Source organism: Thalassospira povalilytica (assembly GCF_002844235.1).
Taxonomy (GTDB): domain Bacteria; phylum Pseudomonadota; class Alphaproteobacteria; order Rhodospirillales; family Thalassospiraceae; genus Thalassospira; species Thalassospira povalilytica.
In genome coordinates this window covers 31,901-58,831 of sequence record NZ_PGTS01000010.1, presented here as the reverse complement: position 1 = coordinate 58,831, position 26,931 = coordinate 31,901, and the positions used below count along the sequence as shown (strand labels likewise).

Sequence of the window (26,931 nt, the reverse complement as noted above, 5' to 3'; positions counted from 1 at the left end):
TCGTGCGACATTCCTGATGACCTGTTTTCAAGGCGCCGGATCGTTATGGTCCGGTGCCTTTTGCCTGCCCGATCATGTCGATGTCATATGGATGATTTTCTTTCTGCAACGCACCCGGGAACGCAGGTCATTCCCGTGAAGGTTTCAAAAAGGTCACGGGTTTGCGATGACCGCGCAGAACCCGAAAATCTAGTTGATCGACTGGGGGTTTCGGTATTTGAAGGGTAGGTTTTCTATACTTCGGTATGGCGTTAAAGCCGCGCTCCAGCATTGACCAGCCGCGTTGCGCGGATGACAATGGACCCTTAATGAATTCAAGTATCTATAGAAGCTGCGTGTCAGTTTTTCGTGGATGCAATAAGGGCAGGAATGGCTGGGTTCTGGTCAATGGTTGGCCTGGTGATCAAGTCACTGATTACCGGCAACGATACGTCAGGGGAGTTGGTTGAGACTGCGGGGGATGATACTGCCTCGGTTGCGGAACCGCTGTGCCTGTATGCCATTGCCCGCTTCAATCGTCCCGATGCAACTGCCCAGGGCGGTGTCCGCCCGCCAGACCCGCTAAGCGATATGATCGCGCGCAGTCTGGCCGATATGCCCGAAAGCAGCCAGATCAGACTGGATCAGTATTTTGCCCCCAATTCGGATGCGGTTGATGCATTCCAGGCGATGCGCGAAGCCCAGCTCAATGTTTTGAATATGGGGCGCCGGGTTGATGCGGATGCGGTTTTCTGGGGGCAGGAAAACCACAATACCGGTGGTTTCGATCTGCATCTGGTCAGCGATGCTTTGACCTCGTCGCTTTATGATCTGATGTTGCCGCTTACTCACAGTTTCCGGCAAACCGATCATCCCGATGTCGCCCAGGCCTTGCGCATTTTGCTGGCGGCCCAGCTGATTTTCAAATCGCGGGGCGGGGAGCAGCGGTTGCTGCAAATTTCACGTCTGACCACCCATCTCGAAGAATTTCAGGAACGCATCAATCGCGGCGAACATTTCGAAATGGCCGGGCAGGGGGTGGCGACTGCCTATGCCTTTGGGGCGTTTGTCCTGACCGAAACCGGGGATCGCACCTATTGCGCCAGTGCCTTGCGCGTGCTTGAACCCCATATTCGCAAAACCCTTGGTGCGGCGGGCGAAACCGTATCCGAACCGGCCAAACCCAAGGCCCGTACATCATCGGGATTGCTGGGCGAATCATCACGGCCCCAGCAAAAAGAAGAAGTCGTACGTGAATTGCGCACCGAAGATCTGGTGGCGCAAATCAGCGACTTTTCAAAAATCGACGCCCGATCGGCCGCCCTTCTTGCGCTGTATGCGGGGCTTGTGAACTGGTCGCTGATCGCCAGTCTCAAGGCGCGCTCGGGTGCGCTGGCCATTGGCATCTGGAAAATGCTTGAACGGCGGTTCGAACTGTCGATGGGATCGCCGGTTGATCGTGCGCTGGCGATCTGCAAACTGGCCGAGGCAATGGTCGCAACCGGCAAGGATGCCGAGGACGCCAAACTTGTCGAACAGGGGGCATCGCAATATCGCCGTGCCCTTGGCATGATCAACAGTCGGGCACATGCGCCGCTTTATGCGATTACCGCCTATGGGCTGGCGGAATCGATTGTGTCTGCGGCCATCATCAATGATGTCAGCATCCCCGATGCGCAGGTCGTTCCTGTCTTTCAGGCCGCCCTTAAAATCTGTGGCCGGCGTGATGATCCCTATATCTGGGGCAGGACAATGTTTGCCCTGGCGACGGTCTATCTGACCAATGGTACCCAGGATCAGGATGTCACCATGCTGTCCAATGCCAGAATGGGCTTCTCGCAATCCTATGAGGCCTTTGTCGATGCCGGGGCCAAGGGCGCGGCGCGCGCGGCTTCCGGGGGCTATACCCGTGCTGAAAACATCATTTCGCAAATGGGCCATCGCAAGGCGGTGATGGAAGCCACCGGCGGTGACGGATCGGCAAAGGCCGCGGCCTCCTGATCACCAGCTGGCGATCTGTCTGCGCCGGGCGTTCAGGGGATGCCGGAAGCACGTCAGGCATCATCTAGTGATCCGAACAAAAAGAAACCCCCGCAGCGGCTGCTGCGGGGGTTTTGACTGCGACTGCCCGGGGGCAGCATACAACGTCACTTCTATTCGCGATTACCGAAGAAGTGCAGAAGCATGATGAACAGGTTCACGAAGTCGAGATAAAGCTGCAGCGCACCGAACAGGGCTTTTTTGCCTGCGGTGGTTGCGTCATCATGCTCGTGATACGCTTCCTTGATGCGCTGAGTGTCATAGGCGGTAAGGCCCGTGAAGATCAGAACACCAGCCGCCGAAATGACGAACTGCAGCATGCTGCTGCCAAGGAAGATGTTGACCACGCTGGCAATGATGATGCCGATCAGACCCATGAACAGGAAGCTGCCCCAACCCGAAAGGTCCTTCTTGGTGGTGTAGCCATAAAGGCTCATCGCACCAAAGGTGCCAGCGGTGATGAAGAAGGTACGTGCGATCGATTCACCGGTATAAACCAGGAAGATCGAAGCAAGGGACAAGCCCATCAGCCCGGCATATACCCAGAATGTCGCCTGTGCTGCGCCGAAGCTCATTTTATGAATTCGTGCGCTCAGGAAGAAGACAAGCCCGATCGGGGCCAGCATGACAATCCAGTGCAGTCCGGTGCCAAAAATAGCCTGCATCAGGGCCGGGCTGGTCGACACAGCCATTGCCACGATACCGGTCAGGGCAAGTGCGGATGCCATGTAGTTATAGACACGCAGCATATAGGCGCGGAGACCTTCATCGATCTCGGCCGCCGACCGGCCAACCGAGACGTCATAGCCGCGTTGACGCGTTTCAAAAGCCATTGAAATCCCTCTTTGATCCAATTGTGGGCAGAATCGTTTATACAATTCTGCGATGGTCAAAATATGGCAGGATTTCCGTGAAAAGCAACGGTTTGGCGGAAACGGCAATCCTCCGGCGCACCCGAATGTGATCTTGTTCACCCGACATCTGACAAGAATGTGAAATTCCACATTAAGGACAGCTCGCTCAAACAGGTTTATGATGGCGCCACGGCGTAAAGCATGATGTGCAGCGCGATACATCAAAGGTACCAACAGGCATGTCAGAAACCATCGTGGCACCACCATTTTCGATGCGCAAACTTGGCATTGCCCTGTGTCTGATGCCGGTGATGTTGGCGATGCCGTCTGCCACGCTGGCCCAGAATGCGAAATTCACCGCCAGTGCCGAACGTGGGGATATCCCGGTCTTTGTTGAAAAATACGATGACGGTGAATTCTGTGCCGACGGTTCGGGCGCGCAACCCTGTGCGATTGCGCCCGTCGATGTGCCGGAATTTGATGCCAGTTTCGTCTACCGGTTTCTGGCCTATCATGCGCAACGTCCGTTTGACCGCTTCTCCTGGCAGGCTTTTACCGCCCTGATGGCCCCGCGTGATGCCGTACATGATGTCGCACATGATGTCGCACGTGATGCCGATCTTGATATCCCGGGCAGCAAAGCCGCCTGGCAAGACTTCCCGACCCGGCGGGATCTGTTTTCCGAAGTCGCCTTTCCCAACCCGTCCTGTGCCGATGATTTGCCCGACGGGTCTTTGCTGCTGGCAAGCTATGTGCAATCGACCGGCGATATCCTGATCGATCAGGCCGGGAATTTTGTGCTGTATGAAACCCGGATCAATCGGATTGCTGCGGATTATATCCGCGAGAACGGCCTTGATCAGAAGTCCGGACGTCTGGCCTTTGCCAACGGGCAAAACCCCATAAGCTTTCCCGTCGGGCACATGACGCCACCAATCACAGCGACGGCCACAACAGACAGCACATCATCCGGATCAAGTGGTGATACGCGCAACGCTTTAAGGAATGGTGCATCCGGCGGCGATGCGCCGCACATTCCGCCAAGCGCACCCGGGGTTATGGGCGCGCAATTATTGAAATTTGCCTGGCGCATTTTACCGGGCAATAACGGCACCAAACCGCTGGTCGATCATGGATATTACACCCGTCCGGCTCGTATATCGCTGGGGCCATCGCAAACAATCGACGGGCGGGCGAAATGTCTTGATGTCACGGTCGGGCTGGTGGGCTTGCATCTGGTACAGCGGGTGCAAAGTGGCAATGGGGATCGCTGGATCTGGTCAAGTTTCGAACATATCGACAATGTGCCCTTGGCGTCGAATGCCCGTCGCCCCAACAGCATCATCACCGATAGCCCGTTTGCCAACGGATGTCTGGCGCCAACTGATATTGATCGGCCTTATGCATTTTACGGCGGCCATGGCGTTGGCGGGACGGCGGCCAATAATCCGGTTTCGGGGGATGTGAAATGGGCGGACAGCGCACCCTATGCGCGGCGCCTGTCCGGGGAACCGGTCGGGGGATCCGATATCGTTCGCTGCTGGCGACTGTTTTCGGGCACGGCGGAGTCCAATTTCATCTGGCAACGCAAACTGGCCGGTACCGTCTGGCAGAATTACATGCTGCTTGGCACACAATGGATCGGAAATCCGGGCGGGGCGACATTCGGGGTGGGCGAAGTTCCCCGTTATCTGACCAACAGTGCGCTTGAAAGCTTCATGCAGCACCAAGCCGATGCCACCTGTCTGGGCTGCCACAGCCGGGCCACAACCGATGCCGGACAGTCTGCGAATTTCACTTTCCTGCTTGATCCGTCGCCCTGAACCACGATCATTGACTTCCCCGCAAATAACCCCGGGTCAGACAAGGCCGGTTTATGGTTTGTATGATGCACTGCATCGTTCTGATGGGGCTTTCTTGCCATTCAGATCGCCGACGATAAACAAAATCGGTGCAATCCGAATGCAAAAGGCACTATCATGTCGCCAATATTTGCCGCAGCCAAAAACAAATAACAGCGGTAAATTCAGGGAGGAAATATGCTGACCAGTCGTGATGACTACGCGACGGTATGCTCGGATTTTGTCTGGGATGTACCGACTCATTTCAATATTGGTGTTGATGTTTGCGACAAATGGGCCGATGACCCGGATCGTTTGGCGCTGATGCACCGTCGGCGCGACGGATCGCGCCGTGATTACACATTTGCCCAGTTCAAACGTTTGTCGAACCGCTTTGCCAATGTCATGCGCCGCCATGGCATCCGGCGCGGGGACCGGGTGGGTATTCTGTTGCCGCAAAGCCCCGAAACCGCGATTGCCCATATCGCGACCTACAAGATGGGCGGGATTGCGGTTCCGCTCTTTACCCTGTTCGGGGTTGATGCGCTGGAATACCGGTTGGGCAACTGTGCCGCCAAGGCGCTGGTGACCGACAAGGAGGGGGCGGCAAAAATTGCTGAAATCCGCGATCTTTTGCCGGCACTTGAATATGTCTATGTCATTGATGGCGCGCCGGATGGCTGCTTTGATTTCAAGGCCCTGTCAGCCGAGGCCAGCGACCAGTTCGATGTTGTCAAAACCCGTGCCGATGAACCGGCCCTGATCATTTACACATCCGGCACCACCGGCCAGCCCAAAGGCGCGCTTCATGCCCATCGGGTTTTGCTCGGCCATTTGCCCGGTGTTGAAATGTCCCATGATTTCTTCCCCAAGGACGGGGATGTGATGTGGACCCCTGCGGACTGGGCCTGGATCGGCGGGCTGCTTGATGTGTTGTTACCGGCCTGGCATCACGGGGTGCCGGTGGTTGCGCACCGTTTTGAAAAATTCACACCCGAAGCCGCCTTTGGCCTGATTGCCGAATATGGTGTGCGCAATACCTTCCTGCCGCCAACTGCATTAAAGATGATGCGGGCGGCCGGTGATGAAATGGCGCAAAAATTCAACTGTAATCTTCGCTCTATTGCAAGTGGTGGTGAAACGCTTGGTGCGGAACTTCTTGATTGGGGGCGTCGGGTGTTCGGTGTCACCATCAATGAATTTTACGGTCAGACCGAATGCAATATGGTCGTCAGTTCCTGTCAGTCGATCATGGCGCCCAAGCCCGGCGTCATGGGCCGTCCGGTGCCGGGCCATAATGTTGCGGTGATTGATCTGGGCGGGAATGTCGTGGCCCCCGGTGAGATGGGGCGCATTGCAGTGCGGGCACCCGATCCGGTGATGTTTCTGGAATATTGGCGCAATCCCGAAGCCACCCGTGACAAATTTGTCGGCGAATGGCTTTTGACCGGTGATATGGGCTGTGTCGATGCGGATGGCTATATCCGCTTTGTCGGGCGCGATGATGATGTCATCAGTTCGGCCGGATATCGCATCGGCCCGGGCGAGATCGAAGATTGCCTGATTGCCCATCCGGCCATTCGTATGGCCGGCGTGATTGGCAAACCCGATGACCAGCGCGGACAGATCGTAAAGGCCTTTGTGGTTCTGGCTGATGGTTATGCGCAAAGCCCCGAACTTGAAAGCGATATCAAGGATTTCGTCAAAACCCGCCTTGCCGCGCATGAATATCCGCGCGAAATCGCGTTTCTCGATCAGTTGCCAATGACCACGACCGGCAAGGTCGTCAGGCGTGCTTTGCGTGATCTGGCGTGATGCCATTGCCTGCCAAACCGGTCTTTCCGGTTTGATGTCGAAATGATCTGAAACATAAAACAGGGCCGGTCACATGTGACCGGCCCTGTTTTTTCAAGATATCGGGAAATGGCCTATTCGTTGCGCAACATCGGTGCGGCGGGACTGCGCAGCGCCTGCCAGGTGCCAACGAAGCCGGCCGAAAGCGTTGCCAGAAGACCGATGGCAATCGGACCGAAAATGGTCATCGGCAAGAAGACCCAATGTGCCTCCATCACCAGAACCAGCACTGACCATGCCGCGACCGAGCCGACAAAGGCGGCAATCACCCCGGTCGCAAGACCCAAAATCCCGTATTCCAGCGCATAGGCATAAAGGATATTTGCCCGTGTCGCGCCAAGCGTCTTGAGCACCACGGCATCATAGATCCGCTTGCGACGGCCTGCGGCAACTGCGCCGGCAAGGACAAGCACCCCGGCAACAATCGCAATCATGCTTGTCGCATTAAGTGCGGTTCCGATCCCCGCCAGAATGGCATTGGCGGCTTCCAGCGCTTCGCGCACGCGGATGGCGGATACATTCGGGAAGTCCAGCCCGATCATACGATCAACCGGTTCTTCCATTTCGCGCGGCATATGGGCGGTGGCAATCAGGCTATAGGGGGCCTTGTCGATCAGGCCGGGTGAAAACACCATGGCAAAATTCATGCGCAGGCTTTGCCATTCGACTTCGCGCCAGTTGGCGATCTCGGCCGTGATGTCGCGGCCCAGAATATTGACAGTGATGGTGTCACCGGGTTCAAGTTCAAAGGCATTACCGATATCGGCACTGATCGATACCAGCGGCTTGGACGCATCATCATAATCAGACGGCCACCATTCCCCGCGCACCAGCTTGGTTTCGGGCGGCGGGGCGGCGGCAAAGGTCAGGCCACGGTCACCACGCAGGAACCAGCGATCATCGCCCGGACCCACATCATTGGCATCAACCCCGTCAATCGCGGTGACACGCCCGCGCAGCATCGGTGTTTGTTCGATATCCGAAACATTTTCCTGCGCCAGAAGCTGGCTTCGGAACTGATCCATCTGATCCGGGCGGATATCAAGGAAGAAGAAGGCCGGGGCAGATTCAGGAAGGTTTTCATTAATCTCGTTATCAAGATTGCCCTCGATCCCGGAAATCGTCACCAGCAATGTCAACCCAAGCCCAAGTGACAGGGCGACCGGAACCGTGCTTGCCCCCGGACGATGCAGGTTGGCCAGGGCAAGGCGCGAAAAGGCATCCCGACCGGTGATAAACCGTTTCGAAAGAGATACAATTCCCCGTCCGGCATAGGTGAAAATCACCACGGCCGCGGCAGATCCGGCAATAAAGCCCAGTGCAATTGCCCGGTCGGTTGCCGTCAAAACCGTCAGGACCAGCAACAGCACAAGGGGGATGCCGATATAGGGCAGATCGCGCCGACGCACCGGACTGCCGTTAAACAGACCCGCACTGGCCCGGAAAAGCCGGGCGGCGGGAATTTCACGCGCCCGCAACAGGGACGGCAATGCAAAGACCAGTGTGGTCAGCACCCCGAAGCTGGTGGCAATGATCAGGGATGGCAATGCCGGGCCAAGGGTCACATCAATTGGCAACCGCCCGGCCAGAAGCGGGGCGACAATTGCCGGGGTCACAGCCCCGATCAAAAGCCCGATCCCGATCCCGATCAGTGCAAGCACCAGGATTTGCAGGAAGTAAATCCGCAACACCAGTCCATGTGACGCCCCGATCGATTTCAGGGTGGCGATAACAGATGTTTTGCTTTCGATATGGCTGCGCACTGCATTGGCGACCCCGATGCCGCCCACCAGAAGGGCGGACAGACCAACCAGTGTCAGAAACAGGGTCAGACGTTCAATAAAACGGCGCAAACCGGGATTGGCGTTCGATGTGTCGCGGATGCGCCAACCGGCATCTTCAAACTGGTTTTCAAGCCGTTCACGAAACGCGGTTGGCGTTTCATTGCCCATCAGATCCAATGCGTAATAATAGCGGATCAGGCTGCCGGGCTGAACAAGGCCGGTGTCCATCAGGGCGGCTTTTGACACCATCAGGCGCGGGCCAAAGTTAAAGAACCCGACCGCCTTGTCAGGTTCCGTGGCAATGACGCCACGGATCTGGACGTCAATATCGCCAAGTTTGACCGTATCTCCGATCGCGATGTTAAGGCGTTCCAGAAGGCCGGCCTCGGTCACCGCACCCCAAAGGCCGTCTTTCCGATCAAGGATACCGTCAAACGGAATGTTATCGGCAAGCTCCATCTCGCCAAATAGCGGATAGATATCATCAACCGCCTTGAGTTCCACCAGCCGCCGCTGCTCCGGGCCATAGGCCGTGGTGCGCATGGTTGCCAGTTCGCCCATGCGTTCGGTATTGGCGCGCAGCCAGTCAAGTTGCTCGGCTGTGGCTTCCATATGGGTCAGGCGCAGTTCGACGTCGCCGCCCAAAAGCTTGCGCCCGTCGCGCTCCAGCGCGGAAAGAACGGATTCCGAAACGTTTCCGACAGCGGCAATCGCCCCGACGCCCAGTGCCAGGCAGGCCAGGAAAATCCGGAAACCCGAAAGACCGCCGCGCAATTCCCGGCGGCACACCCGCCAGGCAATCGACCACAGGCGGTCATCGCTTGGGGATAAAGACAAACCGTTGCTCATGACCGCGATTCCAGTTGCGAAACGATTTCGCCGTCGCGCAGCATCACGGTACGGTCGCACCGCTCGGCAAGTCCCGGATCATGGGTGATCAGAAGCAACGTGGAACCGCGTCGTTTGGTCAGATCAAACAGCAATTCGATAATCGTTTCACCGGTCGCGCCATCAAGGTTGCCGGTCGGCTCGTCAGCCAGCAAAAGCTCCGGATCGGTGGCAAGCGCCCGGGCAAGGGCGACGCGTTGCTGTTCGCCACCCGACAATTGGCCGGGATAATGATCGGTGCGATGGCCAAGCCCGACCAGTTCAAGTTCGGCACGGGCCTTTTCGAATGCATCCTTGCGTCCGGCGAACTCCATCGGAAGTGCAACGTTTTCAAGCGCGCTCATGGTCGGGATCAGATGGAAGTCCTGAAACACGATGCCGACATGGTGGCGGCGATAAAGAGCCAAGCCATCCTCATCAAGCGCGCGCAGGTCATTGCCACAGACATTGACCACACCTTCCTGGGCTTGTTCCAATCCCGCAATAACCATCAAAAGCGATGTTTTGCCAGATCCGGACGGGCCGACCAGACTGACCCGTTCCCCGGCATAAAGTGACAGATCAACACCTTTGAGGATCTCGACAATGCCGGCGGGGCCTTGCAGTCTGAGCTTCAGGTTGCGGACATCAATGGTCTGTTCGGCTTTTTTGCCCGCAGAAGCATCAGTTTGTTCCGCGACGGCGGTGGTTTCGGTCACACTCATTTGGGGTCCTATCGGGCTTGTCCGTTGCAAGATCATCAAAGCAGGTTACATAAGCTTACGGATCAGGACGTTTCTGGTTCAGATAATATTTCTAATGATCTGAATGCGCTGTCGCAGGGTAACCGCTTGGTAACCATCCCGGCAAGGTGACAGCATATGGGGTGAGATTTGTTATGAATTTGGCGATCGGGCAAGACCGCACTGTAATCGAGTTCACTGCACTGCGCACTGCGATCAGGCGGCTTTCACGCGGGCTTTTGGTGGCGATGGTCGCACTCTTTGGCCTGTTTGGCGCAGTTTTACCGGTTCAGGCCGCTGATAAATCGCCGCAAACCATTGTTTTGTTTGGCGATAGTTTGATGGCCGGATATGGCCTTGCCCATGATGACGGCTTTGCCCCGAAGCTCCAAAGCGCCCTGAAGCAAGCCGGTCACGATGTGCGGGTGATTAACAGTTCGGTGTCGGGTGATACCTCTGCTGCCGGTTTGGCCCGCCTTGACTGGGCGCTTGTGGATAAACCCGATGCGGTGTTGCTTGAACTTGGCGCCAATGATGCCTTGCGCGGGGTCGAACCGGCCCAGACGCGCGACAATCTGGCCAAAATCATTGAAAAACTGCGCGCACAGGATGTCGATGTCCTGCTGGCCGGGATGATGGCGCCGCCCAATATGGGCAAGGCATATGGCGAAGAATTCAACAGCATCTATCCCGACCTTGCCGGTCGCTATGAAGTTGATTTCTATCCATTTTTCCTGGATGGCGTTGCGGCCGAACCCGACCTTAACCAGGATGACGGCATGCATCCCAATGCGGACGGGGTCGCGGTCATTGTTGAACGCATTTTGCCCGATGTGATCAATCTGCTCGATGATGCATCCTGATCCTGCCTGATTAATCTTGTCCCTGCCAAAAGCCCCAATTGCCGCGTGGTATCGGGGTTTTTTGCTGTTTGCAGACCATGGTTTGGGTTTTGAGGATCGGGGCGGATTAGCCGATGGCGTCAATTTTGGCGCAATCTGTGACCGGTGATCGATGGTGCGGTGCGACTGCGCCATGCAGGCAGCTAGTGCAGTGCAGCAGTTTCTGAATTTTGCCGCCTGTCGGGTGTTGGTTTGAAAAACAACCGTTTTCCAATGGGTTATCGGTCAGAAATTCCGACGGAAAATGTCGTTTGGCGATGGAATTGCGACATTTTCGGAACGGGGGTGGCGAAAAAACTGCAAATGTAGATAGAAAACATCAACAACCCGAAACGATTTCTCTCTCTGTGAGGGGGAAGGTCGGAAATATGGCGTAGATTTTGTAATAATCGTTTAAAATCAATTTATTAAGTATAAGTTCGGAATGTGCCATCAGTGCCTGAAACACCCGAAAATACGCGAATTTGACCCCAAAACACCGGCTTTACTGTAAAATTAACAGACCATTTACTTTCGGATATGTTCCGAATTGTCAGTCCGTTAACTGCGTATGTTGTTTTAAGAGTGCGGTGGGTGTTTTCAAAGGCGCCCGATCTTCAATCGCGGAACTGCAGGCTGCGCAGGGTGGGGGAATGTCATAACCGCTGATTCATATAAAGAATCTATATGATTCAATAATTTAGGTAAATTTACCCGTAAAATGCCAATCCGGGCCTGTGGATAAGTTTGTTGAATAACTTTTTACCGAGTCGCAGCTTGGAATCCCTGGTGATTCGGCGGGAATGGCGCAATATCAGGGCTTTGGATGCTGTTTGGCGACTCCAAGGATTCATCCCGAGTCGCAATTTTCCCTGTGGATGAATCGGAAGCGATTCGATTTTGACTGCAAATGCAGTTGCAGCTGCCGGAATCACCCGATACACTTCCATCCGGGAACAGAAAAAGCCCGCGCAATCGGGCGGTTAAAGTTACCCGGGACGTGATAATTATTAAATTAAATCAATAATTTAACAGAGGCATCGGGCGTGTCCGCATCATCTGGCGTCAAACAATCCTACACCATCCCCTGTTCGTCGACATTTCGTGACACCGTTTTGCAATTGGCCGAACGGCGCGGCGTCAATGCCGCGGATCTGGCGCGATCAGTGATGTTGATCGTGCCGGAAAAAACGATCGAGGATTACGAAGATCCCGGTGATCCGCCCAAAGGGGACCGTGAAACCATTGTTCTGAAATCAGGCCCGGCCGAAGGTCGCCCGTGGCGGCGCAAACCACGCCTGCAATTGCGTTTGCCACCGGGATTTGCGGTGGTCACCGTGCGCAAGGCCTTGAAAATGGCCATCGATTTTGATGCGGGGGACGTCAATATGCGGGTTGAAAAGTCCGATGTCCTTGCCGCAGAACGCGCCGCCCTTGAAGAAGCGCGCGCCATCAAAAAGCGTCAGGCCGAACCCCCGGTCGAACTTTTGCAATCGCGCGAGGAACTCGAACGTCTGCGCCAGATTGTGGATAACCTTGCCTTTGATCCGCTTGATCGTGGTGTGACCACCTTTAACGAGGCCCTGCATGTCATGGGGTTCGCGCCCAGTGCCCGGCCCGATATGCGCACGATACGTGCCAAATACCGGGTGCTTGCCGCGATCCATCATCCCGACAGCAACTACGGATCCCATCAACGCATGACACAGCTGAATGCCGCCATGGACCTGTTGCGCAAACATATTTCCTGACCGCAAGCGCGTATCACGCCCTGCTTTTTCGATGGCCCTTGTCGAAAACCGGACCCGATGCTTAGATATAATGTCAGTGAGCTATCCGGATCGCCGCACGCGGTCGTGTCGGGATGTTCGGACAAAGGCGGGCGCAAGACCCGGATCGTGTGATCAGTCAAAATCGGGAGAATGCATGACGGCGGAATTTCGGGCTGCACATGCCAGCGGGGAAAACTGGGCGTCTGTCGCCTCCGAGCTGGCGGAACTGTTGGAAAAAGAACCGCTCCCCTCCCAGGCTTTGGCGTTTCTCTATGTTTCCGAAGCCCTTGCCGAAGATATCGGCAGCATCCTGACCTTTTTGCGATCGCGCCTGTCGATTGAACACTGGATCGGCACATCGGGTGTCGGTGTCTGTGGATCGGGCCGCGCCTATTTCGGGGTTCCGGCGGCTTCTGTCATGGTGGCCCCGTTTGCCAGTGACGACTTTCATATTTTCGAACCGCTGAAAACCGATGCCGATCTTGATGCACCGGAACTGCAAAAGGCGATTGATCGTCTGCAACCGATTTTCGGTCTGGTCCATGGCGATCCCGGTGCACCGCAAAGTCTGGCGACCCTGTCGGAACTGGCGCGTATGGGATCAACCTATCTGGTCGGCGGGATTGCATCGGGCGAACGAAGCGCGCCACAGATTGCCGATCGCGTGGTCAATGGCGGTCTTTCAGGCGTACTGTTTGACAGCAAAACCACCGTTCAGGTCGGCATCAGCCAGGCCTGCACGCCAATCGGTCCGGTCCATCGCGTGACCGAAGGCCGCGAAGGCATCGTTTCCACCCTTGATGACCGTCCGGCTCTTTCGGTGCTTAAGGAAGAACTCGACGCCGATGGCAGTGAACATTCCATGGCATCCGGGCGTTATCATGCGGCCCTGATGGTGCCCGGTTCCGATACCGGTGATTTTGTCGTGCGCAATCTGATGGGGGTTGATCCCCACAACAACATGATCGCCATCAGCGGCGATGTGCAGGCCGGTGACGCCATCCGCTTTGTCCGGCGCGACGGGGCCGCCGCCGAACAGGATTTGCGTCGGATGCTATCGGAATTGCAAAAACGTCTGCCCGGCAAACCGCGCGGTGCCCTTTATTGCAGCTGTGTCGCCCGTGGCCCGCATCTGTTTGGCACCGAAAGCCGTGAAATGATGATCATCCGCGACGAATTGGGGGATTTGCCCCTGACCGGGTTTTACGGCAATGGTGAAATCTGCAATGACCGTTTCTATGGCTATACCGGGGTTCTGACCCTGTTTGTCTAGGGGCGGTTCTTGACGCGTGTTAGCGCTAACATCCCCGGGAATTGTTGGCTAAATCCGTGATCGCATAAGATTTTTTGCCGCGGGCGGTTTCATCACGCCCGTCACGGGATATATTCATACCATTGTGAAAAGTCGCATCCTTTCAGGAGCCGCTTGGCGGCAGGATGCAAAAGGGGATTGTTATATGGAATATCGTCGATTGGGACGTACTGACATTGATGTCAGTGTTATCTGCCTGGGCACTATGACCTGGGGACAGCAGAATACGCAGGACGAAGCGTTCGAACAGCTCGACTATGCGACTGCAAACGAAGTCAATTTCATTGATACCGCCGAAATGTACCCGGTCCCGGCAATGGAAGAAACCTTTACCGCGACCGAAACCATCATCGGCAACTGGCTTGAAAAGCGCGGGCGTCGTGATGATCTGGTGATCGCGACCAAGATCGTTGGCCCGGCTGAACGTTTTGCCTATGTCCGCAACGGGCCGCGTCTGACCCGTGCGCAAATTCACGAGGCAATCGACGGATCGCTCAAACGTCTCAAGACCGATTATGTCGATCTTTATCAGCTCCATTGGCCGGACCGGAATTCCAACTTCTTTGGCAAGCTGGGCTATGTCCATGACGAGAACGAGGATTTCACCCCGATCGAGGAAAGCCTTGCGGCCCTTGATGAACTGGTAAAGGCCGGCAAGGTCCGCCATATCGGGCTGTCGAACGAAAACCCGTGGGGACTGATGAAGTTCCTTGAGCTGGCCGAAAAAAATGGCTGGCCGCGCGTGGTTTCGGTTCAGAACCCCTATAGCCTTCTGACCCGCCAATACGAAGTTGGCATGGCTGAATGTTCGATCCGCGAAGATGCCGGTCTTCTGGCCTATTCGCCGCTGGGCGGCGGGGCGCTTTCGGGCAAATATCTGGGCGGTGCCCGTCCCGAAGGATCGCGGGTTGCCAAATGGCCGCAATATTTCGGCCGTTACCAGACCGAAAACGGCATCAAATCGACCGAGGCCTATGTGAAACTGGCCAAGGATAACGGTCTTGATCCGTGCCAGATGGCGCTGGCCTATGTCAATTCGCGTCCGTTCCTGACGTCGAACATCATTGGCGCGACCAGCATGGAACAGCTCAAAACCAATATCGGATCGGCCAACATTACCCTGTCCGACGATGTTCTGGCCGAGATCGAGGCGATCCATCAGAAATGGCCGTTCCCGTGCCCGTAATCGGGATGGTCATCACGCATTCGTAAATCGGCGCAGCCCGCATCGGGCTGTGTCCGACCCACAGATATAAGGAGGCGGCGCATGGTTAAGCTTATCACTGGCAAGGAAGCCGATCTTGGGGCTTTTTCCGTGCGCCGCGTTCTGCCCCATCGCGAAGTGCGGTCTGTCGGGCCGTTCGTCTTTTTCGATCATATGGGTCCGGCCGAATTCCAACCCGGTCAGGGCATTGATGTGCCCCCGCATCCCCATATCTGTCTGGCAACCGTGACCTATCTGTTCAAGGGGGCGGTGCTTCATCGTGACAGTCTGGGCAGCAATCTGGAAATCACGCCGGGTGATCTCAACTGGATGAATGCCGGACATGGCATCACCCATTCCGAACGCGAAACACCCGAAGTCCGCAATTCGGTTCATGAACTTGACGGTTTGCAGCTTTGGGTCGCCCTTCCCGAAGAGGCCGAAGAATCCGATCCCGCCTTTTATCATGTGCCCAAGGAAGATCTTCCGATCATTGAAGATGCCGGTCTTCACATGCGCCTGATCGCGGGCGAGGCATTTGGTAAAACCGCACCCGTTCCGGTCAAATCCAAGCTGTATTATCTTGATGTTCACATGGATGAAGGCGCGCAATTGCTGCTTCCCGGTGAAAATCAGGAAGGCGCGATTTATGTGGTGTCAGGCAGTGTAGCCATTGATGGCGATGCCTTTGGCCCGGAAAGCTTCGTCTATGTCGCGCCCGAAGAAATCCCCGATATCGTTGCCGCCACCGACAGTCGGGTGATGTTGCTGGGCGGCTTGCCGCTGGGCCATCGGCATTTGTGGTGGAATTTCGTTGCGTCTTCAAAGGAACGCATCGAAAAGGCCAAGGCCGACTGGGCATCGGGCAACTTCCCGCAGATCGATGGCGAGGACGATGTTCTTCCGCTGCCCGGACGTTCCACCGGCTAGGCGATATTTCCAAAAGCCACCCTGCCACCAGAATAGAATTGGATACCCCCTGTCATGCGTTTGTTTGTCGGCGTGGAAATTCCCGGCGATATCGCAGCCGATCTTTATCCGCTTGCGCGCGGGATCAAGGGGCTGGATGCCCAGACCCCGGAAAACATGCATATCACCCTTAAATTCATCGGCAATGTCGATCCCGGTCTGGCCGCCGAGATCGATCAGGCCCTTGCCCAGGTATCGTTCGAACCCTTTGATCTTCAGGTCAGGGGACTGGATGTCTTTGCCTCCAGCCGCAAGATCCGCATCTTCTGGGCCGGGATAAAAGACCAGCCGGCCCTGCACCGCCTGGCACAACGGGTTGAAAACGCGCTTCTGGCACTCGATGATTGCCCGGATATGGATATGCGCAAATTCACCCCGCATATCACGCTCGGCCGGAACCGCGATGCTGCGCGTGCCACCATCGAACAAACGGTTGCCGATCATGTTGATCTGACCTCGCGGGTTTTCACCATTGATCGGTTCTGTCTTTATGAAAGCCATTCGACCTCGGACGGGCCGGAATTCCGGGTCATTGCCGCCTATGATGGCAGCGATGCGGGCATGCGACCATCTGATCGGGCCGATGCGTTTGCGCCGCAGGATATGTTTGGCGACATGCCAGACGATAGGGCAAAGGATATGACAGGGGACTTTAAATGAAGCTTGGCTTTATCGGCACGGGCGCCATCAGTGATGCGGTGATCCGTGGATTGGCTTCATCGGATTATCCGGTGTCCGAATTCATTGTTTCGCGGCGCAGTGATGCGGTCTCGCGCAAGCTTGCCGCTGATTTTGAAAATGTCCGTATCTGCGATGACAATCAGGCGATCATTGATCAGTCCGATATGATCTTCCTTGCCGTGTTGCCGCAAATTGCCCGTGATGTGCTTGAACCGCTTGATGTGCCCGATGACAAAAAACTCGTCAGCCTGATCGCCACCATCCCGATTGCTGAACTTAAATCCTGGCTTGGCACCAATGCGCAATGTGACCGTGCCATTCCCCTGCCATCGGTCGAACATCATGCCTGTGTGACCGCGATCTATCCCGGATCGGACGATGTGATGGCTCTGTTTGACAAACTTGGCGGGGCGGTTGCCGCCAAAACCATTGATTCCTTTGATGGTTATGCAGCGGGAAGTGCGCTGATGGCGACCTATTTCACGGTGCTTGAAAGTGCGGCGGACTGGATGGTCAAACAGGGATCGGATGCGGCCGATGCCAGGCGTTACCTTGCCGCCCTGTTTTCGGGGCTCGCGCAAAATACGGCCAAGTCACCGGATAAAAGCTTTGCCGAACTGGTTGATGGTCATTCCACACCGGGTGGCCTGAATGAACAGGTTGCAAAAACCTTCGCCCGTGAAAACGGCGCATCTGCAATCCATACCGCCCTTGATGAAGTCTTTGCCCGGATCAAGGCTGCATCAGATCCGACTGATCAGAATTGAAAACGGGCGGCATTATCCGGTTTTGTCGTGCCGCCCGTTTTGCATCTATATCTATATATATGTTGCCGGGGTCGATCAGGCTGCCGCAACCTGTAACTGATAGCCAACTGTCAAACGTTGCGGGTTGCTGATACCGGCCTCAAAACCGGCATCGACAAGATCCACCATCGCCACACCGAAATCGGCAAAGGAAATCCGGGCAACGCCATCGTGATCGGTAACCAGCGTATCGGTGCCGCGCACATAATTACGGGTTTTCTCGCCGGGGATCAGCATGGCCGGCGGGCGCAGGCAGGTCCATCGCACATCGTCATATTGATCAAACAGGATATCGACCTGCTGGCAGGCCTCGGCAATCGGGCGTACGCTGCCCGGCAGGAAGTCCGGTGCGCTCAGAACTGTGTGCCCGCTACCATCGGCAAGTTTCAGGGTTGCCGCCCCGCCGGTAACAAAGATTGGCGTCTTGCATTGCCGGGCCGCATCCAGCAACACCCTGGTCATTTCCGGTAACAGCGTTTCCTGTCCGGTTGCCGGGCGAAGTGCGCTGACCGCAACGTCATGGTCGGCAAGGACTTCTGCGACAATCTCGGGATTGGCAAGGATATCGATGCTTTGGCGCGCGACAATGTCCGGAAGGGCCGACAGTTTTGCAATTTCGCGGGCAATGGCTGTGACCTGATATCCGCGCAAAAGTGCTTCGCTCACAACTTCGCGGCCGACATCGCCGGTGGCGCCAAAAACAACGATTTTGCGATTATGCGGGGTGGTGTTGATCATGGGGCGTTCCTTTTCTGAATTGTGTTTGGTGGTGCGTTACGGTTTTGGGGTGGCAGCAAGGGGGCTGTTATCGGCGGTCATGTCGGCGGCAAGGGCCGGTTTGGGCCGTGCGGCACGTTGTCCCAGCCAGATACTGATCAGGACAACGACAACACCGGCGATCTGAAGCGGCGATAACTGTTCGCCCAGAATGACCCAGCCCAAAAGAACCGCACTGGTCGGGCTTAAGAAGCCAAAGCTTGTCACCGTGGTCGGGCCAAGCCGCGCAATGCCCCGAAACCACAGGAAATAGGTCAGGGCCGCACCGATCAGTCCCAACCAGATCAGCCCGGCAAGATTGGTGAGGGTTGGCATCGGAAAGCCCGGCTCGACAATCAGGGCAACCGGGATCAAAAGGATGCCGCCCGCGGTTAATTGCCATGCGGTAAAGGTCAGGGGGGATACCGGCGGCTGCCATTTGCGGGTCAGAACCGTACCCGCCGCCATGGAAGCTGCGCCAAACAGGGCCGCGGCAATGCCAATCGGATCAAGGCTTGCCGATGGGCCAAGAACAAGCATCGCAACCCCGATCAGTCCCGAAATGGCGGCAAAAATGCCAAGCAGGGTGATGGTGTTGCCCAGGGCAAACCGTGCCAGAAACAGCACAAGCAATGGCTGGATCGCGCCAAGCGTTGCCGCAACTCCGCCCGGCAAGCGATAGGCCGCAACAAACAGCATCGCCCAGAATATCGCGAAGTTAAGCGCACCCAGGATGAAAACCCGGCCACGCCACTCGGCACCGGGAAGCTGGCGCACCACCAGCAACATGATTAGCCCGGCAGGCAAAGCGCGCAAAAGCGATACGGTCAGTGGGTAGCCATGCGGCAACAATTCGGTCGCCACGATATAGCTGCTGCCCCAGATCACCGGGGCAATTGCTGTCAGGAATAAGTCGGTCGTTCGGTTCATGATGGGTGCTCCATTTATCTTGACGTCAAGATATAATCAGAAATCTTGACGTCAAGATAAATTTTCGGCATATCCTCAAACCATGGAAAACGGCACAGACAAAATTGACCGCATTCTGGCGCAATGGCGTCGCGAACGTCCTGACCTTGATGTTGCCCAGATGGGGGTGATTGGCCGGGTCGGGCGATTGCGCGCCATTCTGATGGCGGAAATGGATCGTGTCTTCAAACAGCACGATCTGAACGGGGCCAGCTTTGACGTATTGGCGACACTCCGCCGGTCGGGGCCACCCTATGCGCTAAGCCCGTCGCAATTGATCGAATGGACGATGGTGACATCGGGCACCATGACCAACCGGCTTGATAAACTCGAAGAAGCCGGCCTGATCACCCGTCAGCGCAACCCCGAAGACGGCCGCGGCTTTGTTGTCGCCCTGACCCCGCACGGGTTTGAGCTGATCGATGCCGCCGTCACCGACCACGTCGCCAATCAGCACCGGTTGCTTGATGGCCTTAATGCCGATGAGCTGGATCAGCTCGACGGGCTGTTGCGCAAATGGCTTGGTGCCGTTTCCGCCCGAACCGGATCGGATAAATAGGCAAACGCGTTTCGCCACACAGTGGGAACTGTGTGGCGTCTGATCTGTCATTTTTCGGGAATTTGGTCAGTGGCAGAGAGGAGGGGATTCGAACCCCTGAGGGGCTTACACCCCAACACGCTTTCCAGGCGTGCGCCTTAAACCACTCGGCCACCTCTCCACATGCGATCTTGTATATATCGCGAAAGCGGGCGGACATTAGCCGACCCGACCTTGCTTGACAAGGCCCAATAAGCCTCTTTTTTCACTTTCATGAAATCAGCGGGATTTCATCGGTCAAACAGGGTGCCAAAGCTCGGTTTAACCGGCTGAAACCCTTGATAAACCGTGGCTTGGCGTGATCTTTACTTCTTGTTGATGCTTGATCCGTAAGGTTTCACGTTAGGATTTCCGATCGCTATGTCTTTGCACGCGCTTTTCCTGCCCCTTTACCTTGGCAGGGCAGAGCCGTTACGGTGCGATCAGGGTTCGCTAATATAAGCCGCCCGTGACGGGTAGTCTGGAGAAGATAATGTGGGTTCTAAGGGCCTTGGGATGGATTTTACTGTTTGCCAGCATCGCGGTGCTGGTTGACGATTCCATTACCGCACTTCAAACAGGCAGTTTTCGACTGGTTGCCGCCGGTGAGCTTTGGTATCGACTGGATGCCGGAAGCCTGAACCTGTTGCAGTCTTTCATCCAGCGTTATGTGTCCTCCTGGGCATGGGACACGCTTTTTGTCCCGGTCTTGCTGGCACCGGCCCTTGTGGTGTTGCTTGTGCCGTCACTGGTTCTGCTGGTGCTGACCCGCAAGCGCAAGCGTCAGCGCATTTTCTGATTGTTCCTTGTGCCGGTTCCGGCCTGTCTTTTTCCTTTCTGATTTCCAATCTGATCTGCTTTCCAGCCCGGTCTGACCCTGTCTGATCCGGTCGTCATGCTACTGATCGGGTGTGTTTAGTCGAATGTCGGCTTGTCTGGCGCGGGCTTGGTCGGCAAACTCGCATCACTTGGACAGATGATCGCAGGGGGCGGGTATGAAGGCGTGGATTTGCAAGGCATTTGGTGAAACACCGGCACTGGTTGACTGGGCTGATCCCCAACCCGGTCCGGGTCAGGTGGTGATTGATATTGCCGCCTGTGGTGTGAATTTCGCCGATACCCTGATCTTGCAAGGCAAATATCAAAAGCGCCCTGATGGTCCCTTTTCCCCGGGTTTTGAAGTCAGTGGTACTGTTCATGCGGTCGGCGAAAATGTCGATGATATTCATATTGGTGACCGGGTGATGGCGATGCCCGACTGGGGCGGATTTGCCCAAAAGGTGGTTGTTCCGGCATCCGGTGTTGTTGCCTTGCCCGACGGGGTTGATATGGATGGCGCAGCGGCCTTTCAGATCGCATATGGCACAAGCTGGTTCGGGTTGAAATATCGCGCCGGTGTGGTGGCTGGTGACATCGTTCTGGTGCACGGGGCGGCTGGCGGTGTCGGGCTGACGGCGGTGGAATGTGCCAAGCTTTTGGGGGCAACGGTCATTGCCACGGCCGGCGGGGCTGACAAATGCCGGATCGCACGCGATCACGGGGCCGATTACACCATTGATTACAAGGTCGAAAATATCCGCGACCGGGTACGCGAAATTGCCACCGGCCTTGGTAGGCCAGCCGGGGTTGATGTGGTTTATGATCCGGTGGGCGGGGATGTGTTTGATCAAAGCCTGCGCTGTGTTGCGCCGGGCGCGCGGATATTGCTGATCGGCTTTGCCAGCGGCACCGTGCCGCAAATCCCGGCCAATATTCTTCTGGTCAAAAACGTTGCCGCGATCGGATTTTATTTCGGCGCCTATCTGGCACAAAATCCCGATATCGCCCGACAGGGCATGGGCGAGCTTCTTGATCTGCTGCGCGATGGCCGGATCACGCCGATGATTTCAGCAACCTATCCCCTGGATGACGCGATGGTCGCCCTTGATGCCATCCGCAATCGCACCGCGACCGGCAAACTTGTGATCCGGATGGATTGAGTTGGCATGAACTGCTGGATTTTATTAATTAATTCGTTGGTATAGGATGTTTCCGTCCCAATCACTTCTCTGCTGGAAAACTCGGTAATGCCCGACAACAAAAAAAGTGCCGATGCTGTGCAATCGTCTGAAAAGACACGCGACCAGTACGAGACATATCCCTATCCGGCCCGCAATCCCGAGGATGAGGATAAAAGACTTGTCACCGGATCGCCGGGCAACTGGGACGAAGTGGTGCATTTCGTTTTTGGCGGGCGTGATCCGTCCGCACAAACCAAAAGCGGCAAGATCAGAATTCTGGTCGCCGGCGGTGGGACGGGCGATGCGCTTGTCATGCTGGCCCAGCAGGCCCGCGACCGCAAGGCCAAGGCCGATATCGTCTATATCGACCTGTCCGAAAGTTCCCGCGAGATCGCCGAAGCCCGCATCAAGCGCCGCAATCTTGAAAAGAACGTGACCTTTGTCACCGGTTCGTTCGTTGATCTGGCATCCGAATACGGGCCGTTCGATTACATTGACTGTTGCGGGGTGCTGCATCATCTGCCTGATCCCGATGCGGGATTGCGCGCGCTTTCTGATGCGCTCAAACCCAATGGTGGCATGGGGCTGATGGTTTATGGCGAACTGGGTCGCCAGGGCGTCTATCACATGCAGGAAATGATGGAACGCCTCAATGCCGAGGCCGGCGGGGCGCGCCGCCTTAATTTCGGCAAGGCGCTGTTCAATTCCCTGCCCGGGACCAACTGGCTCAAGCGCAATCCGTTTGTCGGCGATCATATTCATGGCGGCGATGCCGGGTTTTATGACCTGCTTTTGCATCAGCAGGATCGGGCCTATCGCGTCGATGAAGTGTTTGATTTCGTTGAAAAGGCCGGTCTGCGCCTGCAAAGCTTTATCGAGCCGATGCGCTATGACCCGACCACCTATTGTTCGCGCCATGATGTTCTGGAAAAGGCGGTTCATGTGCCGTTCCGCGAACGGGCCGCGCTGGCCGAACTGATGGCAGGCAACATCACCAAGCACATCTTTTATGTGGTAAAGGCCAAGAACAAGACCAAACCACCGGTCCCGGCCGAAGACGCCATTCCGTTCTTTACCCGGGTTGATGGTGCGGCCCTTGCCCGGTCGGTGGCCAAGTCGGGCAATATCAAGATCACCTTTACCGGTCTGTCCGTCACTCGCACCATGCCCGCCGCATCACCGGCCATCCTGTCGCGGATTGATGGTAAACGCAGCATTCGCGAAATTTACGAAATGTTCGATCCAAAACCGGAAAAATTTGAATTCAATGCACAGTTTGCCGTGATGTATTCGGTTCTGAATGCCGCAAACCTGATGTATTTGCGCCAGCCGGCAAAGAAATAGCGACTTTTGACAGACGGGAATCACGCAAAAGAAATGCCGGTCACCAAGGGAAGTGACCGGCAATCTCATACGCATGTGCCAACGGGGGGATGCTGGCATCTGCGTTCAGGGAGAAGAAGAATGCCAAACCTTATTTAAGGCTCGGGATCTTCAGTATGCTCAAAAGAGCATCAAGCACCTGCAGGGGGAATGAAAGGGACCCCTGCAAGCGAAACATCGGGGCAGACATGATACATACTCTGTTGTGCGCATCAGCGCGGGTTTTGTCCGGAAATCAGGCTTTCCAGAACGGTTTTGCAGCTTCGCGACGGGCGTCATAGACGTTCCAGCCGATATCGCGCAGCATACGGGCATCCATCAGGCCAAGTCTCTTGCGCAGATCGTGGCGTTTGTACCATTCGCGCGGCAGATCCATCAGGCTGACGGTGTTATGGGGGCGGGTTGCAACAAATGCGCCTGCATCTTTGGTGATCGCGACCATGATTCTCATCCTTGTAATCTGAGGCCTGCTCTCAATACATCAGCGGCCCGGCATCTGTGATGCGTGTGTCTCGTTTCGATAAACCCAGAGTTACGCCGAAAAACACTTGCGCTCAAACCATCTTTTGTCATCATGGCATGAGTTTTAGTCATGCAAAGTCATCGCGATGAAACGCCGTCCATTGCCATTAAATGCGCTTCGGGCCTTTGAAGTAGCCGGTCGTCTTGAAAGTTTCACCAAAGCGTCACATGAGCTTAACGTGACCCAAGGTGCGGTCAGCCGACAGGTGCAGCATCTTGAAGAAGTTTTGGGCCGTAAACTTTTTGAGCGACAGCACAGAAGTCTCAAGCTCACCCGGGCGGGGCGTAATCTTCTGGTTGGGCTGACCCCGGCCTTTGATGCGATCGAACATGCGGTGGCCCGGGTCGAAGACCGCGCTGATGACACCCAGCTTTCGGTTCTGGCGCCGCTGACCTTTTCCATGCGCTGGATCGTGCCACGGCTTGGCCGTTTTCAGATGGAGCATCCCGATCTTCAGGTGCAACTGGGCACCTATAATGATGACAAGGCCCCGGTCGATTTCAACGAGGTCGATATCGCCGTGCGTTTCGCCGATACCCAGGATGAACAGCTTGTGCATGAATTCCTGACCGGGGAACGGTTATTGCCGGTCTGTCATCCCGATCTTGCCAAAAAGCTCAAAACCCCCGAAGACCTTGCCGGGGTGACGCTTTTGCATTGCTCGGCCCAGCGCGAAGACTGGCGCATCTGGCTGAGCGGCACGGGGATCAAGGGCGTTGATGCCGATCGCGGCCCGGTCTTTGCCACCCTTGATATGGCGATGGAGGCCGCGGCAAGTGGTTTTGGCGTGGTGATCTCCGATCCGGCGATGATTGGGGAATATGTCGTGACCAATCGTCTGACCGTGCCTTTTGATCTGCCGGTCGACAGTCCCTATGCCTATTCGCTTTGTTACCCCGAAGGTCGTCTTGAACGGCGCAAGGTCCGGGCGTTCCGCAACTGGTTGATGGGTGAAATCAAAATTGAAACCGAACGGCGAAAACTGGCGCAAAAGGCACCGGGGCCGTCATGATGCCTTGAAATTGAACCATTTTATTCTTCATTATGATCCGCAGATAAAAGACCGCAGCCGGGCGATGACCGTGTAGCGAATATAATGTCCGGGAAACCCGGCCTGCTGCGTCCCAATTCGTGACAAGACTCGCAACCAGTTTGCATCAGGGGAAAGACGATAAGTCACATGATCGCGTATGTCGCCAATATGAAACTGTCGGGCAAGCAACTTGTGCGCAAGGCGGTGTCATCCGCATGTCTTGCGCTTGGTGTGACGGTTTTCGCATCGCTATTGCCCGTCACCGCCCCTCGGGCACAGGACAGTGACAAACCGGTCATCAAGCCGGCCCCGACCGTCGCCGTCGAAGAAGCCGAACTTGCCCCCCTGACCACCACATCCCATGGCATATCGCTTTATGGTGATCTGAAATACGGGCCGGATTTCACCCATTTCGATTATGTTAATCCCGACGCGCCCAAGGGCGGAACCCTGATCCAGTCATCGATTGTCGCCTTTGACACCCTCAACCCCTTTACGCTCAAGGGGACATCGGCTGCCGGGCTTGGCCTGATTTATGACAGCCTGATGGTCGCAAGTTCCGATGAACCCTATGCGATGTATGGCCTGATTGCGCGCAGCATCGAAGTCCCCGATGACCGGTCCTTTGCCATCTTCCATCTGGACCCGCGCGCCCGTTTTCAGGACGGATCGGAAATCACCGCCGAAGATGTGGTGTTTTCCTATGAAGTGCTGGTCGAAAAAGGAAGCCCGGTCTACCGGCAATATTTCTCCCAGATCGAAGGGGCCGAAGCGATTGACGAACTGACCGTCAAATTCACCTTCAAGCCCGGCAATAACCGCGAAACGCCAATGACGGCGGCGGGCATTTCGATCATGCCCAAGAAATTCTGGGACGGTAAGGATTTCTCGAAAACCACCTTTGAAATTCCGGTCGGCAGCGGTGCCTATCGGATTGCCAGCATCGAGGCGGGCCGACGCATCACCTATGAACGGGTCAAGGATTACTGGGCCGAAGATCTGCCGGTCAATCGCGGCCAGAACAATTTCGACATCATCCGTTACGACACCTATCTCGATCCGGAAGTCCAGCGCCAGGCATTCCTTGCCGGCGAATATATGGTGCGCTCCGAACATTCATCGCGCGACTGGAGCACGGCCTACAACACCCCGGCAGTTGAGCGCGGCGACATTCAAAAAGAATTCCTGCCCGATAACCTTCCGGTGGGCATGCAGGCCTATGTGATGAATAACCGTCTGCCGATTTTTGCCGATTGGCGGGTGCGCAAGGCGTTGCAATACGGCTTTGATTTCCAGTGGCTCAACCGTGCGATGTTCTATGGGGCCTATAAACGCACGGACAGCTATTTCGTGAATTCCGAACTGGCATCAAGCGGCATTCCAACCGGCGATGAGCTGGCCTTGCTTGAACCCTATCGCGATCAATTACCGCCGGAACTGTTTACCCAGCCTTTCAGGCTGCCAAATTTTGACGAACCCGATGGCCGTCGCAAGGCGCTTAGGGAATCCATGACCCTTCTGAACGAAGCGGGTTGGGAACTGCGCGACAAGATTCTGGTCAATAAGGAAACCGGCGAACCGTTCCGCTTCGAGCTGATCATTCGCCAGCCCGGACTGGAAAAAATCGCGCTGGTCTTCAAGGCCCGCCTCAAACAGCTTGGCGTTGAGATGGACATCCGCCTGATCGATACCGGACAGTGGGTCAACCGTATTCAGGCCTTTGATTTTGACGTCACCACCTTCTGGTGGACGCAGGCCCTGACCCCGGGCAATGAACAGCGCGTCTTCTGGTCAAGCGAGGCCGCCGACCAACCCGGCAGCCGCAATTTTGCCGGCATCAAAAACCCGGTCGTCGATGCGATGGTCGATAAGGTCGCAACCGCTGACAGCTGGCACGAACTGGTCACCGCGACCCATGCGCTCGACCGGGTGTTGCTGTGGGGCTATTACGTGATCCCGCAATATTACCTTGGCGGGGACAGGCTGGCCTGGTGGAACATCTTTGGTCGGCCCGATACCGTCCCGCTGAAGGGCGAGTCGGTCATGCGCTGGTGGATTGATCCGCAAAAAGCCGCAAAACTGCCGATGGGGGGGAACTAGACC

The 26,931-nt window shown here is 56.1% G+C and carries 22 protein-coding genes and 1 tRNA gene; 16 read left to right on the top strand and 7 right to left on the bottom strand.

The features are described 5' to 3' along the window. Positions 1–369 precede the first annotated feature (369 nt). Positions 370–1,980, top strand: a complete 1,611-nt coding sequence (locus tag CU041_RS20085; RefSeq protein WP_101248239.1) for a hypothetical protein — start codon at positions 370–372, stop codon at positions 1,978–1,980. A 152-nt stretch (positions 1,981–2,132) separates the two neighbouring features. On the opposite strand, the gene CU041_RS20080 is transcribed toward CU041_RS20085, so the two are convergent. Then, positions 2,133–2,852, bottom strand: a complete 720-nt coding sequence (locus CU041_RS20080; protein WP_101248238.1) for a Bax inhibitor-1/YccA family protein — start codon at positions 2,850–2,852, stop codon at positions 2,133–2,135. 260 nt (positions 2,853–3,112) lie between these two features. Here CU041_RS20080 and CU041_RS20075 point away from each other — a divergent pair, with 260 nt between their 5' ends. Together CU041_RS20075 and CU041_RS20070 are read left to right on the top strand one after the other, a co-directional pair. Beyond that, positions 3,113–4,696 (top strand): hypothetical protein, encoded by a 1,584-nt coding sequence (locus tag CU041_RS20075; RefSeq protein ID WP_233433197.1) that lies wholly within the window; start codon positions 3,113–3,115, stop codon positions 4,694–4,696. A gap of 216 nt (positions 4,697–4,912) precedes the next feature. Further along, positions 4,913–6,529 (top strand): acyl-CoA synthetase, encoded by a 1,617-nt coding sequence (locus CU041_RS20070; RefSeq protein ID WP_101248237.1) that lies wholly within the window; start codon positions 4,913–4,915, stop codon positions 6,527–6,529. Between the two features lie 113 nt (positions 6,530–6,642). Here CU041_RS20070 and CU041_RS20065 read toward each other — a convergent pair whose 3' ends face one another. Together CU041_RS20065 and CU041_RS20060 are read right to left on the bottom strand one after the other, a co-directional pair. Further along, positions 6,643–9,201, bottom strand: coding sequence for an ABC transporter permease (locus CU041_RS20065; RefSeq protein WP_101248236.1), 2,559 nt, complete (start codon positions 9,199–9,201; stop codon positions 6,643–6,645). Continuing rightward, positions 9,198–9,944 (bottom strand): ABC transporter ATP-binding protein, encoded by a 747-nt coding sequence (locus tag CU041_RS20060; RefSeq protein ID WP_101248235.1) that lies wholly within the window; start codon positions 9,942–9,944, stop codon positions 9,198–9,200. Before CU041_RS20060 ends, CU041_RS20065 begins: the two co-directional genes overlap by 4 nt. Before the next feature lie 173 nt (positions 9,945–10,117). Between CU041_RS20060 and CU041_RS20055 the strand changes: the two genes are divergently transcribed. From CU041_RS20055 to CU041_RS20025, 7 genes are all read left to right on the top strand, one after another. After that, the gene (locus CU041_RS20055; protein WP_101248234.1) at positions 10,118–10,825 is read left to right on the top strand and encodes an arylesterase; all 708 of its coding nucleotides are present in this window, start codon (positions 10,118–10,120) and stop codon (positions 10,823–10,825) included. Positions 10,826–11,889: 1,064 nt separating this feature from the next. Further along, complete coding sequence (locus CU041_RS20050; protein WP_101248233.1) at positions 11,890–12,594, top strand: J domain-containing protein; 705 nt, start codon at positions 11,890–11,892, stop codon at positions 12,592–12,594. A gap of 175 nt (positions 12,595–12,769) precedes the next feature. Further along, the gene (locus CU041_RS20045; RefSeq protein ID WP_101248232.1) at positions 12,770–13,888 is read left to right on the top strand and encodes an FIST signal transduction protein; all 1,119 of its coding nucleotides are present in this window, start codon (positions 12,770–12,772) and stop codon (positions 13,886–13,888) included. A 184-nt stretch (positions 13,889–14,072) separates the two neighbouring features. After that, entirely contained in the window at positions 14,073–15,113 is a 1,041-nt protein-coding gene (locus CU041_RS20040; RefSeq protein WP_101248231.1) for an NADP(H)-dependent aldo-keto reductase, read from the top strand. Positions 15,114–15,194: 81 nt separating this feature from the next. Beyond that, entirely contained in the window at positions 15,195–16,061 is an 867-nt protein-coding gene (locus CU041_RS20035) for a pirin family protein (protein ID WP_101248230.1), read from the top strand. A gap of 54 nt (positions 16,062–16,115) precedes the next feature. Further along, positions 16,116–16,760 (top strand): RNA 2',3'-cyclic phosphodiesterase, encoded by a 645-nt coding sequence (gene thpR / locus CU041_RS20030; RefSeq protein WP_101248229.1) that lies wholly within the window; start codon positions 16,116–16,118, stop codon positions 16,758–16,760. After that, a complete protein-coding gene (locus CU041_RS20025; protein WP_101248228.1) occupies positions 16,757–17,548 on the top strand; it encodes a pyrroline-5-carboxylate reductase in 792 nt (263 codons plus the stop codon). The genes thpR and CU041_RS20025 overlap by 4 nt, the downstream gene beginning before the upstream one ends. A 75-nt stretch (positions 17,549–17,623) precedes the next feature. Here the strand turns inward: CU041_RS20025 and CU041_RS20020 are convergent, their stop codons facing one another. Then, on the bottom strand, positions 17,624–18,325 hold the full coding sequence (locus tag CU041_RS20020; protein ID WP_101248227.1) for an NAD(P)-dependent oxidoreductase: 702 nt from the start codon (positions 18,323–18,325) through the stop codon (positions 17,624–17,626). A 36-nt stretch (positions 18,326–18,361) separates the two neighbouring features. Further along, on the bottom strand, positions 18,362–19,273 hold the full coding sequence (locus CU041_RS20015; protein WP_101248226.1) for an EamA family transporter: 912 nt from the start codon (positions 19,271–19,273) through the stop codon (positions 18,362–18,364). 82 nt (positions 19,274–19,355) lie between these two features. Here CU041_RS20015 and CU041_RS20010 point away from each other — a divergent pair, with 82 nt between their 5' ends. After that, positions 19,356–19,871 (top strand): MarR family winged helix-turn-helix transcriptional regulator, encoded by a 516-nt coding sequence (locus tag CU041_RS20010; protein WP_101248225.1) that lies wholly within the window; start codon positions 19,356–19,358, stop codon positions 19,869–19,871. Between the two features lie 70 nt (positions 19,872–19,941). Here CU041_RS20010 and CU041_RS20005 read toward each other — a convergent pair. Continuing rightward, positions 19,942–20,031: transfer RNA gene (locus tag CU041_RS20005), tRNA-Ser, on the bottom strand. A gap of 351 nt (positions 20,032–20,382) precedes the next feature. Here CU041_RS20005 and CU041_RS20000 point away from each other — a divergent pair. The 3 genes from CU041_RS20000 to CU041_RS19990 all read left to right on the top strand — a co-directional run bounded on the left by CU041_RS20000 (position 20,383) and on the right by CU041_RS19990 (position 23,233). Next, a complete protein-coding gene (locus tag CU041_RS20000) occupies positions 20,383–20,688 on the top strand; it encodes a hypothetical protein (protein WP_101248224.1) in 306 nt (101 codons plus the stop codon). Between the two features lie 196 nt (positions 20,689–20,884). Further along, positions 20,885–21,868: an NADPH:quinone oxidoreductase family protein gene (locus CU041_RS19995; RefSeq protein ID WP_101248223.1), complete on the top strand. Its 984-nt coding sequence runs from the start codon at positions 20,885–20,887 to the stop codon at positions 21,866–21,868. Positions 21,869–21,955: 87 nt separating this feature from the next. Beyond that, a complete protein-coding gene (locus CU041_RS19990; protein ID WP_101248222.1) occupies positions 21,956–23,233 on the top strand; it encodes a class I SAM-dependent methyltransferase in 1,278 nt (425 codons plus the stop codon). A gap of 274 nt (positions 23,234–23,507) precedes the next feature. Here CU041_RS19990 and CU041_RS19985 read toward each other — a convergent pair whose 3' ends face one another. After that, positions 23,508–23,714, bottom strand: a complete 207-nt coding sequence (locus CU041_RS19985; RefSeq protein ID WP_101248221.1) for a DUF1127 domain-containing protein — start codon at positions 23,712–23,714, stop codon at positions 23,508–23,510. A 166-nt stretch (positions 23,715–23,880) separates the two neighbouring features. Here CU041_RS19985 and CU041_RS19980 point away from each other — a divergent pair, with 166 nt between their 5' ends. Beyond that, positions 23,881–24,807, top strand: a complete 927-nt coding sequence (locus tag CU041_RS19980; RefSeq protein WP_101248220.1) for a LysR substrate-binding domain-containing protein — start codon at positions 23,881–23,883, stop codon at positions 24,805–24,807. A 168-nt stretch (positions 24,808–24,975) separates the two neighbouring features. Further along, positions 24,976–26,928, top strand: coding sequence for an extracellular solute-binding protein (locus CU041_RS19975; protein WP_233433196.1), 1,953 nt, complete (start codon positions 24,976–24,978; stop codon positions 26,926–26,928). The last annotated feature ends 3 nt before the right edge of the window (positions 26,929–26,931 follow it).